The following is a 16,794-nucleotide window of genomic DNA, read 5'->3' as shown; positions in this document are numbered from 1 at the left end:
CCTCACCCTCCTGTCAGAAATTTTGTTAACAACCTTAATTGCATCCAAGTTGAGAGGTACATTTCATGCCAGTCCGTTTATACATTGGTAATTTGCCAAAAGATGAAGTCGATCGGCAAGAGTTGCAAGCGGTTTTTGCTGATGCGGGTAGTAACGTGACTACAAAAGTCATTAAAGACCGCAAGACCGGAAAGTGCCGTGGTTTTGGTTTTGTTACTGTCAATAATGACGAGCAAGCAGACGAAATCATCGAGAAATATAACGGCTATATGTTTAAGGAAACGCCACTAAAGATTGAGAAGGCGTTGCCTCGTAACAAAGGTCAAGAAGAAGAAGATCAAGCCCCTGTTGCTAGTAGTGCTAATACTGGAGATGTTCCTGTTAGCAGCAACGCAGAAAAAAGCGGTGGCAATAAGCGTAGTGGGAAAAAACCTCGTCGTGGTGGTTCTGCCGGAACTTCTACAGGCTCGTCTGATGCTGAGGGAATTCGTCCCGATCCTCGTTGGGCTTCTGAACTCGAAAAGCTGAAACAGATGTTGGCAGCTCAAACTACTAATGGATAGGCATTTAATTGAGGGTTAGGTGTTGGGAGTCAAGGATTGTTTGCAATTAGCGGTTGACGATTAGCGAATAGTTGTCAGCTGTTTCTCATCTGCACTCCTACTCTCCCCCTATACTCTCTGAGTGGGTGTTCTAGTTGTTAGAGTGACTGCGGCATCAACTCAACCTTGCCTCAGAATCTTTTGGGTGAAAATGTGCTGCGCGATCGCTTCAGAAGCATATGGAAAAAGTCGGATATTGAATGTATCCAATTAAATATTTAAATACCATATAGAAAATAAACTTATATATTAAGTCAAAAATTATACAAAACTAACCGGAAGTTTTGCTCATATACTTAGTGGTTTTTATACTTAATCTCATAGAAAAAACTCGCTTGTAAGTTAACTTTTGCCAACAATAACTAATTGAAGCTGTGCTTTAGATAGAGAGAACTTGCAGTCATGCAACCTTTCTTAACTATTTGTCGACATACCTAACTGTCATCAATAAAAAGTAACAGTAGAAATCTATCTTTTGGAGCGGATAATCCCTAAGGAAGATTTGTATGTATGGCAATTCATCCACCTAGAGGATGCGATCGCGTGTGGTATTCTGTAAATTAAACTTAATAAACTTTAGGGGTAAAGACAGAAGCCTTTGTAAAGTCTCCTTACATTCACCCCTGTTACGGTGCAAATTCAATAGCCACAAAGCTATGAACAACAAAAATCAAAAGCGAATTGCCCTAATTTCAGTCCACGGCGACCCTGCGATTGAGATTGGGAAAGAAGAAGCTGGAGGGCAGAACGTTTATGTCCGCCAAGTGGGTGAAGCATTGGGTAAACTAGGATGGCAGGTTGATATGTTTACCCGCAAAGCTAGCGCCGAACAAGCAAAGATCGTCGAACATAGCGAGAATTGTCGGACAATTCGCTTAACCGCTGGTCCTGAGGAATTCGTTCCGAGGGACAATATTTTTGGTTATGCCTCGGAGTTTGTCGAAGCATTCCTCCAGTATCAACAGCAAACTGGTTATCGATATCCTCTAGTGCATACCAACTACTGGATTTCTAGCTGGGTGGGCATGGAATTGAAGAAAGCCCAATCCATCAAACAAGTCCATACATATCACTCTTTAGGCGCAATTAAATATAAGTCGGTTGCAACCGTACCGCTGATTGCCTCGAAGCGGCTGGAAGTCGAAAAAAGGGTACTAGAAACAGCCGAGCGGATTGTTGCCACTAGCCCGCAAGAAAAAGAACACATGCGATCGCATGTCTCTACCAAAGGTAATATTGACATTATTCCTTGCGGTACAGATATTCATCGCTTTGGCGCGATCGACAGCAAAATTGCCAGACAACAGTTAGGAATTCCTCCACAAAGCAAAGTTGTCTTTTATGTTGGACGATTTGACGAGCGCAAGGGAATTGAAACTTTAGTGCGAGCAGTTGCCCAGTTGCAATTGCGTGGCAAAGAAGACATCAAACTGATTATCGGTGGTGGTAGCCGCCCAGGACAAAGCGATGGCATCGAGCGCGATCGCATTGAAGGTATTGTCAAAGAATTAGGGATGAGCGATTTTACCTCCTTCCCCGGACGGCTAGGTGATATCGATCTACCTGTTTATTACGCCGCTGCCGATGTTTGTATCGTTCCCAGTCACTACGAACCATTTGGTCTAGTTGCCATTGAAGCAATGGCAAGCGGTACGCCAGTGGTGGCTAGCGATGTCGGCGGACTGCAATTTACTGTCGTCCCAGAAGAGACAGGTTTACTCGCTCCACCTAAAGATGATGCAGCTTTTGCTGTTGCTATTGACCGAATCTTGAGCGATACTGCCTTCCGAAATCGCCTCGGCTCATCAGCAAGACAACGGGTAGAAGATATGTTTAGTTGGGAAGGAGTCGCCAAACAACTAGGCGAGCTTTACACCAAACTGATGACAGAAACATCAACCGTCGTACCCACGAAGAAAAAAGCTATTAGCGCGTAATGAGTGGTGCGTGGTGAGTGGTGCGTGGTGCGTGGATAATTTCCTTGCCAATTGCCACTCGTCACTCTTTTCCTACTCCCTGCTCCCTGCTCCCTGCTCCCTATTCACAGCAACCCGAGGCAGACGGTGCTTAAAGCCGCAGAGGATTTCCCAAGAAATTGTTTTTAAGACTGCTGCCCAATCATCAGCAGTAATTTGTTCTTTACCTTCTTGTCCGAGGAGAGTGACGACTTCTCCAACTGCTACATCTGGAATTGCCGTCACATCTAGCATTAACTGATCCATAGTAATAGCACCAATTTGGGGGATGCGCCGACCGCAAATCAGAGCCTCCATGCGGTTAGAGAGATTGCGCGGTACGCCATCAGCATAACCAATTCCCACCACAGCCAAGCGGAGTTCGCGATCGCTGACAAAATGATGCCCGTAGCTCACGCCTGTATTGGGGGGGATAGTTTTTACCTGTGTAATTCGCGCTTTGACTTGCAGTACGGGTTTCAACCGGACAGAACTGCTGAGATGAGCTGCTGGGTAGAGTCCATACATTGCTAACCCCACACGTACCAAATCGTAATGTAGCTCGGGGCTAGTCAAAGTAGCAGCTGAGTTGGCTAAATGCAGCAATGGAAGAGAGATACTAGCTGCTTGAACCTGTGCGATCGCAGTTTCAAATCGCTGCTGTTGTTGCTCCATTATCCTGCGGTCTGGGTTTTCTGCCGTTGCTAGGTGAGAATAAATACTAGCGATTTGCAAATGCGGTAAAGAATTTACTAGCTGTACGAACTCTGTTGCTTGTTGCCAAAGGGGTCCAAGGCGAGACATTCCCGTATCGAGTTTGACATGGACTGGTAAATTACCACCCGTAGTCGCAGCCAAAGTTTCAGAGAAGACCAAAGCTTGTTTGGGGTCGCACAGCGTTGGCTGAAGTTGCCAGTGGGCGATCGCCTTTAGTTGTTCCGGCGTATGCGTTGCACCTAAAATCAAAATCGGCGCGTCAATTCCTGCTTGGCGCAGTTCAATTCCTTCCGGTATAGTTGCCACACCCAACCAATTTGCTCCAGCACTCAAAGCTGTACGTGCCACCGTCACCGCTCCGTGACCGTAAGCATCTGCCTTCACAACCGCCATTAAAGCTGTTTTAGCCGCTAGCAAGCCCTTGAGTTGCCGCACGTTATCGGCTAAAGCACCTAAATTGATTTCCACCCAGGCTCTTTGACGCAATCCACCCACGACATCATTACTAAAAACCGTCTTCTCACTCTGCTCCTGACTCAGCATCCCCACTCCTCTTGTTTTCAGTGACCAGTTACCAGTTACCAGTTACCAGCTAATTCCGAATCCCTCGGACTTTCAATTTTCAAAGCAGGTCTAATATAGGCAAATATTTGCTTTATCACAAGATGGTACAATTTTGTTTCTTTTTTCTTACCACGCACCACTCACCACTTAATTAATGACAAATGACGCAAATATGAGTAATTATGTTAATATCTTGTAAAAAAGTTGGCTGCTGCGATACTCAATGGCTAAGGTATTAGTCCTGAACGCCTCTTACGAGCCGATTAACATCACGAGCTGGCGACGGGCAATTGTATTGCTAATTAAAGGCAAAGCGGAGCAAGTCGAACACAACGGCAAAGTCATTTACGCCGAGTTTCCCTTGCCGACTGTCATCCGCCTGCGTCACTACGTTCGCGTCCCTTACAAAGAAATTCCCCTTACCAGACGTAATATCCTCCATCGAGACAGTCACAGTTGTCAATACTGCGGCTACATCGGGGAGGATTTAACGTTAGATCACGTCCTACCGCGATCGCGTGGCGGGATGGATACTTGGGAAAACATCGTTACTGCGTGCGTCCGCTGCAACGTCAAGAAAGGTAGCCGCACTCCATCTGAGGCACACATGCATCTGCGCCATCCGCCGCGCAAGCCTTACAGCAGCCTCTACTTTGAAGTCACCAAGCATCTCAAGAGCGGTCTGCATGATGAGTGGCAAAAGTATGTCATCGGTCTTTAATCGACCTCTGGCTGAATAGTTGCTATAGAGCTATGATGAGAAATAGAATTTGTATTTCATCCCAGCGCCGGATTGAGTAGCATAACTGTTGATACCTAAAATAATTGCAGTAAAAAATTGCAGTCACTGTGCGATGAGGCTGATACAGTTTATCGAGTAATAGTAACATTTTTGACCACAATTTTCGCTTCACACGCATACGATAGTATTTATGCCCTTGAACTCGTTCAAGCAGCTTAAGAGTCTGCCTTCCACTTCCAATAGCGAGTCTTCTGTTGAAGAAGTTGAGATAGATATGGGATCTGCGGTCGCAACCCAAGAACCATCTCTCGCTCCCTTGTCCGGCGATTCTGGAACTCAACCAGTTGGACGCAATAATAATGGTTTCTCCACCTCAAAAGTGGAAGCATTACGGCAAGTTTTAGAGCGACATCAGCACGAACGACATTTAGTCTTATTGCAAGACTTCCCCGACCCCGATGCTCTTTCGTCGGCGTGGGCGTATCAACTCATCGCGCAGCAATATGATTTGCAGTGCGACATCGTTTATGCCGGAACCTTGAGCCATCAAGAAAATATTGCTTTAGTCAAACTAACGGGACTACCAGCGCAGCGCCTACCAGTTCAAACAGCTAAAAGCAAAGACTTATCTGGTTATAAAGGTTACGTGCTAGTTGACAATCAAGGGACGACAAGTCAACTGCTCTCGCTCGTTTTAGAAGCAGGTTTGCCACTCATATCGGTCATTGACCATCACAGCCTGCAAGGAGAACTCAAGCCAGAGTTTGCCGATATTCGTCCCAACGTCCGCGCCACAGCCACAATTTTGACCCAGTACTTGCAAACAGGGTTACTGGTACTCGATAGTAGCGTCGGACAACACGTCAAATGTGCCACTGCCTTGATGCACGGCTTGCGTTCCGACACCAGCAGCTTGATGCAAGCACAAGAAGAGGATTTTCAGGCAGCAGGCTTTTTGAGTCGATTTTACGATTATCAATTGCTCAAAGCCGTATTGCAGACCAATCGCTCCAAACGGGTGATGGATGTGATCGAGCGATCGCTGAAAAATCGTATAGTTCAAAATAACTTTTCTATTGCAGGTGTGGGATACCTACGTTATGACGACCGCGATGCTATTCCTCAAGCAGCTGACTTTTTAGTCACAGAGGAAAACGTCCACACGGCTGTCGTTTATGGTATCGTTCACGACGAAGATGAAGAACTAGAAGTTGTCATTGGGTCGCTACGTACCACCAAACTTACCCTAGACCCCGACGAATTTCTCAAAGAAGCTTTCGGACAAGACAATCAAGGACGCTTCTTCGGCGGCGGACGTAGCGGCGCGGGTGGCTTTGAAATTCCGATGGGCTTCTTATCTGGCAGTAATGAAATTTCTGCGTACGCCAAAATGAAATGGGAAGTCTTCGACTCTCAAATCAAGCAGAAGCTTCAACGACTGGTCAACCCACAAGATAGTCCGATTCAGACTGAATAGGTAATGGGTAATGGGTAATGGGGAAGCAATTAGTTCACGGCTAACAGAATATCGCCAATTGCTCAACGCTACCAACAGCCAACAACTACCAATTACCAATTACCAAATTATGGAATTGTATTTAATCCGTCACGGTATTGCTGAAGAAAGAAGTCCCGATGTGGAGGATGAAAAACGGGAATTGACAGCTAAAGGGCGGGAAAAAACCCAACAAGTAGCAAAACGCCTCTACGAACTCGGCTTGCGATTTGAGCTAATTTTGACCAGTCCTCTCGCTAGAGCAAGGCAAACGGCAGAAATTTTGAAAACTTGTGGATTGAGTTCTCAAATTGAAGAATCTAGCTATCTATCTCCAGAAGGAGATTTTCGTCTGTGGTTGAGCTGGCTAGAACAAAAGCAAATGCTGGCTACTGATACTCAACTAGCTTTAGTCGGTCACGAACCAGATTTGGGACAATGGGCAGAAATGCTGATTTGGGGAAAACTCAAACAAGAGTCAGCATTTGCTGAAAATTCTCTGGATGATGACTCTGCTGCCCTAGTTCTGAAAAAAGCAGGTATCATTGGTATTAACTTACCAAAAGTCAATTCTCCTATGGGTCTAAGTCAACTGTTTTGGCTAGCTCCACCAAAGTTTCTACTCTAGATAGCATATAATTCTGGTAAAACTAACTACACAAGGCAAGTTTTTGGTAAGTTAGCTTGAGTATTGTCTTTTCTATGCAGCCAGTGTAGCTATGTCCGTTTGCGAATTTAGACCAGGTCTAGAAGGCATCCCTGCCGCCCAATCCGGTATCAGCTTTGTCAACGGACAACAAGGGATACTGGAGTATCGCGGCATCCGCATCGAAGAGTTAGCCGAAAAAAGTAACTTTTTAGAAACTGCCTACCTCTTAATTTGGGACGAACTTCCAACTCAGCAAGAGTTAGAGGAATTCGAGCATGAAGTGAGGCATCATCGGCGAATTAAGTATCGCATTCGGGATATGATGAAAAGCTTTCCTGAAAGCGGTCATCCGATGGATGCACTACAAGCCTCAGCAGCGGCATTAGGCTTATTCTATTCTAAACGCGACTTAGAGAACCCCGTATACGTCAGAGATGCCGTCGTGCGGCTACTAGCAACAGTACCGACGATGATTGCAGCGTTTCAGTTGATGCGGAATGGCAACGACCCCGTGCGTCCCCATGACGGCTTGGATTACTCCGCAAACTTTCTCTACATGCTCAACGAACGGGAACCAGACCCATTAGCTGCACGGATCTTTGATGTTTGCTTAATTCTCCATGCCGAACATACGATGAACGCTTCCACGTTTTCGGCACGGGTAACGGCTTCGACGCTAACCGATCCTTACGCTGTAGTCGCGTCAGCAGTTGGCACTCTCGGCGGACCGCTACATGGAGGAGCCAATGAGGAAGTGATTACGATGCTAGAAGAAATTGGCTCGGTAGAAAATGTCCGTCCTTACTTAGAGGACTGTATGCAGCGCAAAGCTAAGATCATGGGCTTCGGTCATCGAGTCTACAAGGTGAAAGACCCGCGAGCAACCATTTTACAAAAATTGGCAGAGCAGTTATTTGAAAAATTCGGCTACGACAAATACTATGACATCGCCGTAGAGTTAGAACATGCCGTAGCAGAAAAACTGGGCGGGAAAGGCATCTATCCTAACGTTGACTTTTACTCTGGCTTGGTATATAGAAAGATGGGTATCCCTACGGACTTATTTACGCCCGTATTTGCGATCGCCCGCGTAGCAGGTTGGCTAGCTCACTGGAAAGAACAGCTCGTCCAAAACCGTATTTATCGCCCCACCCAAGTCTACAACGGTCATCACGATGTCTCCTATACTCCAGTTCATTTGAGACAGTGAGTCGTGAGGAGTGACTAGCGGCTAGTGACTGGTGAGTAGACATAAAAAGCTGACTCTGCTAGCCACCAGCCACCAGCCACTATCCACTCACCAATTACCCAACTATAGACAAACCTCGAATACAAGTATAAGTACAACTTCTCAAGTACTCTGCTTTGCTGTGAGCCAGCGAACGATATACTAGGCAGTGGAATGTTAAAAAAATCTTCATGAAGAGGAGTAAAGAGTGAGGAATGAGTTTAGTGTTTGCACTACTCACTACTCCCTACTCCCTACTCACTGCTTACTTCTTACCAAGTGCAAAGCATGAATTCAGGAATAGACCTGCAAGGTACTTTTATTGAAACCCTAATGGATTTGGGACTACCTGCGGATGCAGCCAAAGTCATATGGATGCCACTGCCGATGATTTTAATGATTATTGGCTCGACAGTGGGGGTGTTGGTATGCGTATGGTTGGAGCGGAAAATTTCTGCTGCCGCGCAACAGCGAATTGGTCCTGAATATATCGGTCCATTTGGTTTACTAGCTCCTGTAGCTGACGGTTTGAAACTAGTCTTCAAGGAAGATGTGGTTCCAGCCAAATCAGATTCGCTACTATTTACCCTCGGACCCATCATTGTTGTCATTCCCGTGTTTCTGTCTTATTTAATCGTGCCGTTCGGACAGAACTTGGTAATTACTAATGTAGGGATGGGAGTTTTCTTATGGATTTCATTGTCGAGCATTCAGCCGATTGGTTTGCTGATGGCTGGCTATTCGTCCAATAATAAATACTCCCTACTCGGAGGCTTACGAGCAGCAGCGCAGTCAATTAGCTACGAAGTTCCCCTTGCCCTATCAGTGCTGGCGGTTGTTATGATGTCTAACAGCCTTAGCACCATCGACATTGTGGAACAGCAATCGGGCTACGGCATTTTAGGCTGGAACGTATGGCGACAGCCGCTTGGTTTTGTCATTTTCTGGATTGCAGCTTTAGCAGAATGCGAACGGATGCCCTTTGACTTACCAGAAGCAGAAGAAGAACTGGTGGCGGGATATCAAACCGAATACGCTGGCATGAAATTCGGTTTGTTCTACTTGGGTTCCTATGTTAACCTCGTCCTTTCTGCCCTGATGGTAGCCGTTTTATACCTCGGTGGTTGGGAATTTCCCATTCCCCTCGATATTCTCGCTGGCTGGGTGGGAGTGAGCAGAGATAGTTCTTGGTTGCAAGTCGTCGATGCATCTTTAGGCATCACTATGACGCTACTCAAAGCTTATTTCCTCGTCTTTATTGCCATCCTACTGCGCTGGACAGTACCTAGAGTCAGGATCGACCAGCTATTAGACTTAGGATGGAAGTTTTTGCTGCCTGTAAGTCTAGTTAATTTACTTTTGACCGCAGCGCTGAAGTTAGCTTTTCCCTTTGCCTTCGGCGGGTAATGGGTAATGGGTAATTGGCGATCGGCTACCAATTACCAACTACCAATTACCAATTGCCTATGACCTTAAAAGAGAGAAACACCACAGTACCATGTTGAAATTTCTCAAGCAAATTGGCGATTATGCCAAAGAATCAGTTCAAGCAGCTCGCTATATCGGTCAAGGGTTAGCAGTAACCTTCGACCACATGCAACGGCGACCGATTACAGTCCAGTACCCCTACGAAAGACTGATTCCCTCGGAACGCTTTCGCGGCAGAATTCACTTTGAATTTGATAAGTGTATTGCTTGTGAAGTGTGCGTTCGTGTTTGTCCGATTAACCTACCTGTCGTCGATTGGGAATTTGACAAACCATCGAAAAAGAAAAAACTCAACCACTACAGTATTGATTTTGGTGTTTGTATTTTCTGTGGTAACTGCGTGGAATACTGCCCGACAAACTGTCTATCCATGACAGAAGAATACGACCTCTGTACTTACGATCGCCACGAACTCAACTACGATAACGTAGCTCTAGGTCGCTTACCGTATAAAGTTACCCAAGATCCGATGGTCACGCCACTGCGAGAACTCGTTTACTTGCCCAAAGGCGTACTCGAACCGCACAATCTACCAGCAGATGCCAAACGAGCTGGTATGCTACCAGAAGAAATTGTCAAGCAAGAAGAACAGACTGCTCAGTAGAATTGCTCATCTGTCATTCGTCATTCGTCATTCGTAAAGACAAATGACAAATGACAAATGACAAATGACAAGTGACAAATGACAAAGGATAAAGAGTTGTGAACATAGCACAAGGGGTACAGATTGTTTCGTTTGGCATCTTAGCAGCGATGATGATTGGGGCAGCCTTGGGAGTGGTGCTGCTGTCCAATATCGTCTACTCTGCTTTTTTATTAGCAGGGGTATTTATCAGTATTGCGGGAATGTACTTGTTGCTGAATGCTGATTTTGTCGCCACGGCTCAGGTGCTGATTTACGTCGGAGCGGTGAACGTACTGATCCTATTCGCGATTATGTTGGTGAATAAGCGCGAGGATTTCGCCCCGCTGCGGAATGCTTGGGTACGCCCGACATTAACTGCGATCGTCAGTTTGGGATTATTCGCGCTGTTAAGTACGATGGTGCTGGCAACGCCTTGGGTATATTCTACTGGCGTGACACCTGGTAATAATTCCATCGTCTCGATTGGACAACATTTCTTCAGCGACTTCTTGCTACCGTTTGAACTGGCTTCAGTTTTGTTATTAATGGCAATGGTAGGGGCAATTATATTAGCGCGGCGGGAATTTTTGCCAGAACAAACAATTTCGCCTCGTCAAGAACAACCCGTATTGACATTGCCAGAACGTCCGCGCGAACTTATTACCGTGTCGGGCGATCGCACCAGCAATTTAAGTAAAGACAAGCAAGCCAAAGGCAACTCTTAGATTTAGATACTCGCAAGCCAAGAAATAAATGCAACTCCAGTACTTTCTCATTCTCGCCGCCGCCCTATTTTGTATTGGGATCTACGGCTTGATTACCAGTCGCAATGCCATCCGCGTCTTGATGTCAATTGAATTGTTACTCAATGCCGTAAATTTAAACTTGATGGCATTTTCAAACTTTTTAGATTCACAAGCAATCAAGGGTCAGGTTTTTACTGTATTTGTCATTACCGTCGCTGCGGCTGAAGCAGCTGTAGGATTAGCAATTGTGTTAGCGATTTACCGTAACCGCGACACAATCGATATGGAGCAATTCAATCTACTAAAGTGGTAGTTGAGTGCAGTTAAAGCAAGTCATCATCGCTCATAAAGCAGGAGATTCCCTCAGTCGCCGCTGGGCAGAAATTTGCGCCCAGCAGTTAGAAGACCGTGGCTGTAGAATACTGATGGGTCCGAGCGGTCCCAAAGACAATCCTTATCCAGTATTTCTCGCCTCAGCAGTTGCACCAATCGACCTAGCGATAGTTCTAGGAGGCGATGGCACGGTACTCACAGCTGCAAGGCACTTAGCTGCTGAGGGAATCCCTATTTTAGCTGTCAATGTGGGTGGAAATTTAGGTTTTTTAACCGAGTCATTTGAGAGTTTTAAAGATTCAGAACAAGTCTGGGATCGCCTGTTGGAGGATAGATACGCGGTTCAGCGGCGGATGATGTTACAAGCGGGACTTTATGAAGGCAATCGCTCGCAGATAGAAAGAGTGAGCGATCGCTTTTTAGCATTAAATGAAATGTGTATAAAACCCGCATCTGCTGACCGCTCGATCACCTCGATTCTAGAAATGGAAATTGATGGGGAAGTGGTCGATCAATATCAGGGTGATGGGTTAATTATTGCGACTCCCACTGGTTCCACAGGCTACACCATTTCCGCCAATGGACCGATCGTTCATGACGGGATGAAAGCGATTACCGTGACTCCCATCTGTCCGATGAGCCTTTCCAGCCGACCGATTGTTTTACCACCTGGTTCCGTCGTCAGCGTGTGGGCTTTAGGCGACTATGAACTGAATACTAAATTATGGATGGATAGTGTTTTAGCAACTGCAATTTGGCCCGGACAGCGAGTTGATATTCAGATGGCAGATTGCGACGCTAAATTCATTATTTTGCGAGAAAATTATTCTTATTACCAAACTTTACGCGAGAAATTGCAGTGGGCGGGAGCGAGAATTCAATATACTAATAATCACCGCAATTGAGACTCGAATGGCAATTGTTAATTAATCATTTACATAGTTTGCTGCTTCTAATTCTCGAATTTGCTCCCAAGAGATTGACGCAACCCATACTTTTTCTTCATTAGAAAATTGCACGACTCCATCAGTTTCTAACTCTTCACTATAAAGCGTGAGTTGCTGCCCATTTCTTAATTCAATCTGCTGGCGATGTAAATCTTCAATTGTGCCAATACAATTCAACCGCAAACGACCTTTCTCATCCGCGTTGTGGAAGTCAACGAAAATTCTAGGGTAGCTCATAGATCGTCTTCATTTAGGATGATAGTTTAGCAGGATTTGGAAACGTCGGAGTTAATAATTTGCTAATTTGCTCTGGTGTTAAGCCAGTCAAAGTTGCATGATTAGAACTACGTCCAGATGTACGAACAACATCGCCACCAGCTAGCCGAACCTTTCCTACCATTGTCACGCCAATCTGTCCGTGAGGAATAGTTGCTGCCAATTCCTCTACTAATAATCCTACTGCACATTCTACAGAAATACCTGATACACCACTGGGATGCGTTCCAATTCCCCGTCGAATATCTTCTGGGCGATTTCTACCGCCTCTTACAACTAATGCTTCATCTGGAATGCGTTTCACAAGTAGCTATATTAACAATAAGGGTACTGCTACACTCAAATAGCAATCAATTGAAATACTAGCATTCGCCTAACCAAATCTCAGCAAAACGTTCAGATGTCCATCCAACTAGATCTGAAACTTGCCCATCTCCAATTTCAACAATTCGCTTAACTCCGTCACTACGTTCCACTACATCTACAGAGAAAAACTTACTGATAATTCTTTTCGCACATTCTTCTACAATAGTTGGAATTTTTTCGTCTGAATTGGCTACAAACGCTCTACTATTAATAACAAAGTAGCGCCGCTCGGAATCCGATATAAAATCTTCAACTAACTCACTTGCTATATGGTAATCAAGTGAGTGAAACTTCGTTTCTGGAGTTAAATCGGCAATTATAGGATATTTGACGAATTAGTTGCCAACGATTCTAATGAGGTCGCAGAAGTAGCAAAACCCGCATTTTGCAAACATACAGCTTGAGCAAGATAGGCTTCATCGATCTGTTTCGGATTAAAATAATCGCTAGGAAAAAGAAATGTTAACATATCCAAACTGACATTTTATTCAACAGGATAAATCAGTATAAATTCAATAAAATGAAAATAGGTGAAAATTAGCGCTGAATCGAGCATGACGAAAAAGGCTTTCGAGCTGCAAGGGCGATCGCTCTGCTGAGAGCGGTTTCAATAAGCGGTATAAATAAGTTATGGAAACGACTTATCATAATACCCAACGGTTGGTTAACGGCTGATTATGAGTTATTGCCTCAACCCTAGTTGCCAGAAGCCTTTGAATCCCAAAGGAACGCCCTTCTGCCACAGTTGCGGCAAAGAAATTCAGCCGCTGCTGCGCTATCGCTATCAGATCGTCCGCCAGCTAGGAAGCGGCGGGTTTGGTAGAACTTTTTTGGCAGAGGATACAGACAAGCTAAATGAACCGTGTGTTGTCAAGCAATTGGTATCGCAATTTCCAGGAACCAAAGCTTGGCAAAAGGCAAATGAGCTGTTTCAGGAAGAGGCACAGCGCCTACAACAGTTAGGGGAACATCCGCAGATTCCGGCGTTATACGCCTACTTTGAACAGGATAACTACCTGTATCTGGTACAGCAGTTGATTGTAGGGCAAACTTTACAGCAGGAAGTAGAGCAACAAGGGATATTTAGCGAAGAAAAAATTTGGCAACTGTTGAGTGACTTATTGCCAGTTCTCCAGTTTATCCACGCCCATCATGTGATTCATCGGGATCTCAAGCCAGAAAATATTATTCGCCGTCAGAGTGACGGTAAACCAGTTCTGATCGATTTTGGCGTTTCCAAGCAATTATCAGCAACGGCGATCGCCAGCCCAGGGACGAGCATCGGTTCCTTTGGCTACGCTTCCCTAGAACAAATGAATATTGGGGATGCCTATCCAGCTAGCGATCTCTACAGTTTAGGCGTAACTTGCTTTTATCTACTAACCCAGATCCATCCATCTCAACTGTGGACAGAAAAAGGCTACAGCTGGGTGACAGACTGGCGACAATATCTCAAAACGCCAATTAGTCAAAAACTAGAGCGAGTCCTAGACAAGCTGCTGCAAAAGGACTTTCTCCAGCGCTACCAACATGCAGATGAAGTTATGCGAGACTTCAGCGATCGCATCCAGTTATCTGTTGACCCAGCGACAATCGAAACCCAACTACCATCAAGCGAAATTGGTAGCATCAAGGCAGATTCTAACCCTATAGGACAGCCTTCGAGTCAGGGAAAGCGACTGCAACTCAAGCGCGATCGTACTCACCCGCCGCCCACACTTGTTCCTCCCCAACGGTTGCAGAAGAGACTGCTAGCAGGGGGTGTTATCCTGCTATTAGGATTGCTGGGATATGGTTATTGGTATCTCAATCGAATCTCCACGATCGCAGGGCATACTGGGGAAGTTAATACGATTGATTTCAGTCCAGACGGACAGAAGTTTGCTAGTGGTAGCGACGACAAAACGATTAAAATTTGGAATTTTAGCGATCGCCGAGAACTCAACACCCTTAAAGGTCATACCAACTGGGTTTACTCTGCCGCCATTAGCCCAGATAGTCAAACTCTAGTCAGTGGCAGTAAAGATAATACAGTTAAAGTTTGGAACTTGAATACGGGACGGGAACTTCGTAGCCTCAAGGGTCATGCTAGCTATGTTGTTACTGTTGCCATTAGCCCAGACGGTCAAAAAATTGCTAGTGGGAGTTATGACAAAACAATTAAAATCTGGAACTTCAAGACAGGAGAGGAACTTCGGACTTTGAGGGGTCATGCTGCTGAAGTTTTGTCCGTTGCCCTTAGCCCAGATGGTTTAAAGCTTGCCAGCAGTAGTACAGATAGAACGATCAAAATCTGGAATTTCAATACAGGACAGGAAATTTTCACCCTCAGAGGGCATACAGGCGATGTTAACTCCCTCGCCTTTAGTCCGACTGGTCAAGAACTGGCGAGCGTCAGTGACGATCGCTCGATCAAAATTTGGAATCCCAACACGGGACGAGAAATACGCACCTTGATGGGACATTCAGCTGATGTCAATTTTGTCACTTTCAGCCCAGACGGTCAAAAAATTGCTACGGGCAGCGATGACAAGACTATTCGAGTATGGAACTTGACTACAGGAGAGACACTAGCTACCCTGAGAGGACATTCAGCTCCGGTTTGGTCTGTTGCTTTTAGCCGCGACGGACAGACTCTAGTTAGTGGTAGTGCAGACAAGACAATCGCCCTTTGGCATCTATTGCCGTAATCGGGAGTAGGGAGCAGGGAGCAGTGTGAATAAGAGAGACAAGGGAGACAAGGAGGACAAGGGAGACAAGGGGAGAAGAGAGAAAAAAATTCTCCCTTGCGTCCTCCCACACTTCCCACACTTCCCACACTTCCCACACCCCACACCCTACACCCCATTCTTCACTGAATAACTGGTCACTGCTCCCTGTGAATTAAAACATTTTAGGGACGCGGATTTGGTAATCTATTCTTGTCCCTAGAAAGATGCGCAATGGCTCGGCAACCCAAGATAATTGTTGTGGCGAATGGTAAAGGTGGCGTGGGTAAAACCACAACAAGTATGGCTTTGGCAGGAATTCTTGCCGAGCATTACAAAGTCTTAGCGGTCGATGCTGACGTTCAAGGCAGTTTATCTTGGTGGGTCGATCGCGGCGAACAGAAAATGGGCTTCGATTTAGTACAGGAGACCGATCCCTTACTATTGGGCAAATTGAAGCGGGTAGACGAATACGAACTCGTCGTCGTCGATACGCCGCCAGCACTCAACTCGGAATCATTGACAGCGGCGATCGCGGCAGCAGATTATTTATTGTTACCAACACCGCCAGCACCGATGGATTTAGCTATCCTAGTTGAGACAGTCAGACGTGCAGTCGTACCATCAGGGGTAGCCCATCGCGTCCTTTTAACGCGAGTCGATCCTCGGAGTTGGACGGACGCGCAAGCAGCTCAAAATACCCTCAAAGAACTTGGTATCCCAGCTTGCAAGACTGTCATTCGCGCTTATAAAGCCCACGAACGAGCAGCTTTAGATGGCGTGCCAATCGTCCAGTGGCGAGGAAAGCACGCAAAAGAGGCACAATTAGATTACCGTAAAGTCGCCGACGAAATGGAGAGGGATTGGAGGAAGTTATGGTGAGAAAAAATCTATCCGATTTATTGAAAGAAGAGGCGCAAAAATCTGGCGAACCACAGGAGATTACGGTAGAAGCAAAACTTGTTGTGGAAGAACCTACTTCAGAAGAGACATCCGACACCACAAATCATCGCCGTAGCAGTCCTACTAAAGCTGAACTGGAAACTACAGTGAAAGAATTACAAGCAGCGCTCGAAGCAGCCGAAACAGAGAATCAAGATTTGCGATCGCAACTCCAAGACCAAAAAGCTTTAGTCGAAAAAGTTGAAAAGTTGCAAGCAGAACTCGACCAAGCCAAAGAAACAATTTTGAAACTGACAGAAACAAACACTAAATCTAGCTCCAAAACAAACTCTAAATCTAACTCTAAACCAGTTAGTTCTGCCTTAGCTAGACCAGTACAATCCTACGCTTTACCTGACATGTCATCATCTGCATTTTCAGATAAAGATATTGGTTGGTTTGATTAATATT

18 protein-coding genes are annotated in these 16,794 nt (G+C 45.6%); 14 read left to right on the top strand and 4 right to left on the bottom strand.

Features of this window, described 5'->3' with window-relative positions; all coding sequences use genetic code 11:
• Positions 1–65 precede the first annotated feature (65 nt).
• Positions 66–563 (top strand): RNA-binding protein, encoded by a 498-nt coding sequence (locus tag H6G17_RS18550; RefSeq protein ID WP_192159624.1) that lies wholly within the window; start codon positions 66–68, stop codon positions 561–563.
• Between the two features lie 695 nt (positions 564–1,258).
• Positions 1,259–2,539, top strand: coding sequence for a glycosyltransferase family 1 protein (locus tag H6G17_RS18545; protein WP_192159622.1), 1,281 nt, complete (start codon positions 1,259–1,261; stop codon positions 2,537–2,539).
• Between the two features lie 72 nt (positions 2,540–2,611).
• Here H6G17_RS18545 and alr read toward each other — a convergent pair whose 3' ends face one another.
• Positions 2,612–3,817: an alanine racemase gene (alr, locus tag H6G17_RS18540; RefSeq protein ID WP_192159621.1), complete on the bottom strand. Its 1,206-nt coding sequence runs from the start codon at positions 3,815–3,817 to the stop codon at positions 2,612–2,614.
• 244 nt (positions 3,818–4,061) lie between these two features.
• On the opposite strand from alr, the gene H6G17_RS18535 reads away from it, so the two are divergent.
• The 9 genes from H6G17_RS18535 to H6G17_RS18495 all read left to right on the top strand — a co-directional run bounded on the left by H6G17_RS18535 (position 4,062) and on the right by H6G17_RS18495 (position 12,049).
• Positions 4,062–4,559 (top strand): HNH endonuclease, encoded by a 498-nt coding sequence (locus H6G17_RS18535; protein ID WP_015154299.1) that lies wholly within the window; start codon positions 4,062–4,064, stop codon positions 4,557–4,559.
• Between the two features lie 211 nt (positions 4,560–4,770).
• Positions 4,771–6,057, top strand: coding sequence for a bifunctional oligoribonuclease/PAP phosphatase NrnA (locus tag H6G17_RS18530; protein ID WP_192159619.1), 1,287 nt, complete (start codon positions 4,771–4,773; stop codon positions 6,055–6,057).
• A 109-nt stretch (positions 6,058–6,166) separates the two neighbouring features.
• Positions 6,167–6,703 (top strand): phosphohistidine phosphatase SixA, encoded by a 537-nt coding sequence (gene sixA / locus H6G17_RS18525; protein ID WP_192159710.1) that lies wholly within the window; start codon positions 6,167–6,169, stop codon positions 6,701–6,703.
• 91 nt (positions 6,704–6,794) lie between these two features.
• A complete protein-coding gene (locus tag H6G17_RS18520) occupies positions 6,795–7,934 on the top strand; it encodes a citrate synthase (RefSeq protein WP_192159617.1) in 1,140 nt (379 codons plus the stop codon).
• A gap of 306 nt (positions 7,935–8,240) precedes the next feature.
• Positions 8,241–9,359: an NADH-quinone oxidoreductase subunit NuoH gene (gene nuoH, locus H6G17_RS18515; RefSeq protein ID WP_192159615.1), complete on the top strand. Its 1,119-nt coding sequence runs from the start codon at positions 8,241–8,243 to the stop codon at positions 9,357–9,359.
• A gap of 94 nt (positions 9,360–9,453) precedes the next feature.
• Positions 9,454–10,044, top strand: a complete 591-nt coding sequence (gene ndhI / locus H6G17_RS18510; RefSeq protein WP_192159709.1) for an NAD(P)H-quinone oxidoreductase subunit I — start codon at positions 9,454–9,456, stop codon at positions 10,042–10,044.
• Between the two features lie 98 nt (positions 10,045–10,142).
• On the top strand, positions 10,143–10,790 hold the full coding sequence (locus tag H6G17_RS18505) for an NADH-quinone oxidoreductase subunit J (RefSeq protein WP_192159614.1): 648 nt from the start codon (positions 10,143–10,145) through the stop codon (positions 10,788–10,790).
• Positions 10,791–10,818: 28 nt separating this feature from the next.
• Entirely contained in the window at positions 10,819–11,124 is a 306-nt protein-coding gene (gene nuoK, locus H6G17_RS18500; RefSeq protein ID WP_015154291.1) for an NADH-quinone oxidoreductase subunit NuoK, read from the top strand.
• A 4-nt stretch (positions 11,125–11,128) separates the two neighbouring features.
• Positions 11,129–12,049, top strand: coding sequence for an NAD(+) kinase (locus H6G17_RS18495; RefSeq protein ID WP_015154290.1), 921 nt, complete (start codon positions 11,129–11,131; stop codon positions 12,047–12,049).
• Positions 12,050–12,070: 21 nt separating this feature from the next.
• Here the strand turns inward: H6G17_RS18495 and H6G17_RS18490 are convergent, their stop codons facing one another.
• Genes H6G17_RS18490 through H6G17_RS34725 form a run of 3 tightly spaced genes read right to left on the bottom strand, consistent with a single transcriptional unit; the run spans position 12,071 to position 12,975 of the window.
• Complete coding sequence (locus H6G17_RS18490) at positions 12,071–12,328, bottom strand: hypothetical protein (protein ID WP_192159612.1); 258 nt, start codon at positions 12,326–12,328, stop codon at positions 12,071–12,073.
• Positions 12,329–12,341: 13 nt separating this feature from the next.
• On the bottom strand, positions 12,342–12,671 hold the full coding sequence (locus H6G17_RS18485) for a flavoredoxin (RefSeq protein WP_192159610.1): 330 nt from the start codon (positions 12,669–12,671) through the stop codon (positions 12,342–12,344).
• A 58-nt stretch (positions 12,672–12,729) separates the two neighbouring features.
• Positions 12,730–12,975 carry an ATP-grasp domain-containing protein gene (locus H6G17_RS34725; protein ID WP_347276450.1) on the bottom strand — a complete coding sequence of 82 codons (246 nt, stop codon included), beginning with the start codon at positions 12,973–12,975 and terminating at the stop codon, positions 12,730–12,732.
• Positions 12,976–13,410: 435 nt separating this feature from the next.
• Here H6G17_RS34725 and H6G17_RS18475 point away from each other — a divergent pair, with 435 nt between their 5' ends.
• The 3 genes from H6G17_RS18475 to H6G17_RS18465 all read left to right on the top strand — a co-directional run bounded on the left by H6G17_RS18475 (position 13,411) and on the right by H6G17_RS18465 (position 16,790).
• The gene (locus H6G17_RS18475; protein ID WP_192159608.1) at positions 13,411–15,423 is read left to right on the top strand and encodes a serine/threonine-protein kinase; all 2,013 of its coding nucleotides are present in this window, start codon (positions 13,411–13,413) and stop codon (positions 15,421–15,423) included.
• Between the two features lie 252 nt (positions 15,424–15,675).
• A complete protein-coding gene (locus H6G17_RS18470; protein WP_192159606.1) occupies positions 15,676–16,323 on the top strand; it encodes a ParA family protein in 648 nt (215 codons plus the stop codon).
• The gene (locus H6G17_RS18465) at positions 16,317–16,790 is read left to right on the top strand and encodes a hypothetical protein (RefSeq protein ID WP_192159604.1); all 474 of its coding nucleotides are present in this window, start codon (positions 16,317–16,319) and stop codon (positions 16,788–16,790) included. Before H6G17_RS18470 ends, H6G17_RS18465 begins: the two co-directional genes overlap by 7 nt.
• Positions 16,791–16,794: the final 4 nt, after the last annotated feature.

This window comes from Chroococcidiopsis sp. [FACHB-1243] (assembly GCF_014696895.1).
Taxonomy (GTDB): Bacteria; Cyanobacteriota; Cyanobacteriia; order Cyanobacteriales; family Chroococcidiopsidaceae; genus Chroococcidiopsis.
The sequence above is the reverse complement of the archived record's forward strand: the minus strand, read 5'-3'. Positions and strand labels throughout refer to the sequence as shown.

Bases quoted from the DNA above. Each gene is read 5' to 3' on its own strand.
- H6G17_RS18550 (WP_192159624.1), top strand. From the start codon at position 66: ATGCCAGTCCGTTTATACATTGGTAATTTGCCAAAAGATGAAGTCGAT.
- H6G17_RS18545 (WP_192159622.1), top strand. From the start codon at position 1,259: ATGAACAACAAAAATCAAAAGCGAATTGCCCTAATTTCAGTCCACGGC.
- alr (WP_192159621.1), bottom strand. From the start codon at position 3,817: ATGCTGAGTCAGGAGCAGAGTGAGAAGACGGTTTTTAGTAATGATGTC.
- H6G17_RS18535 (WP_015154299.1), top strand. From the start codon at position 4,062: ATGGCTAAGGTATTAGTCCTGAACGCCTCTTACGAGCCGATTAACATC.
- H6G17_RS18530 (WP_192159619.1), top strand. From the start codon at position 4,771: ATGCCCTTGAACTCGTTCAAGCAGCTTAAGAGTCTGCCTTCCACTTCC.
- sixA (WP_192159710.1), top strand. From the start codon at position 6,167: ATGGAATTGTATTTAATCCGTCACGGTATTGCTGAAGAAAGAAGTCCC.
- H6G17_RS18520 (WP_192159617.1), top strand. From the start codon at position 6,795: ATGTCCGTTTGCGAATTTAGACCAGGTCTAGAAGGCATCCCTGCCGCC.
- nuoH (WP_192159615.1), top strand. From the start codon at position 8,241: ATGAATTCAGGAATAGACCTGCAAGGTACTTTTATTGAAACCCTAATG.
- nuoK (WP_015154291.1), top strand. From the start codon at position 10,819: ATGCAACTCCAGTACTTTCTCATTCTCGCCGCCGCCCTATTTTGTATT.
- H6G17_RS18490 (WP_192159612.1), bottom strand. From the start codon at position 12,328: ATGAGCTACCCTAGAATTTTCGTTGACTTCCACAACGCGGATGAGAAA.
- H6G17_RS18475 (WP_192159608.1), top strand. From the start codon at position 13,411: ATGAGTTATTGCCTCAACCCTAGTTGCCAGAAGCCTTTGAATCCCAAA.
- H6G17_RS18470 (WP_192159606.1), top strand. From the start codon at position 15,676: ATGGCTCGGCAACCCAAGATAATTGTTGTGGCGAATGGTAAAGGTGGC.
- H6G17_RS18465 (WP_192159604.1), top strand. From the start codon at position 16,317: ATGGTGAGAAAAAATCTATCCGATTTATTGAAAGAAGAGGCGCAAAAA.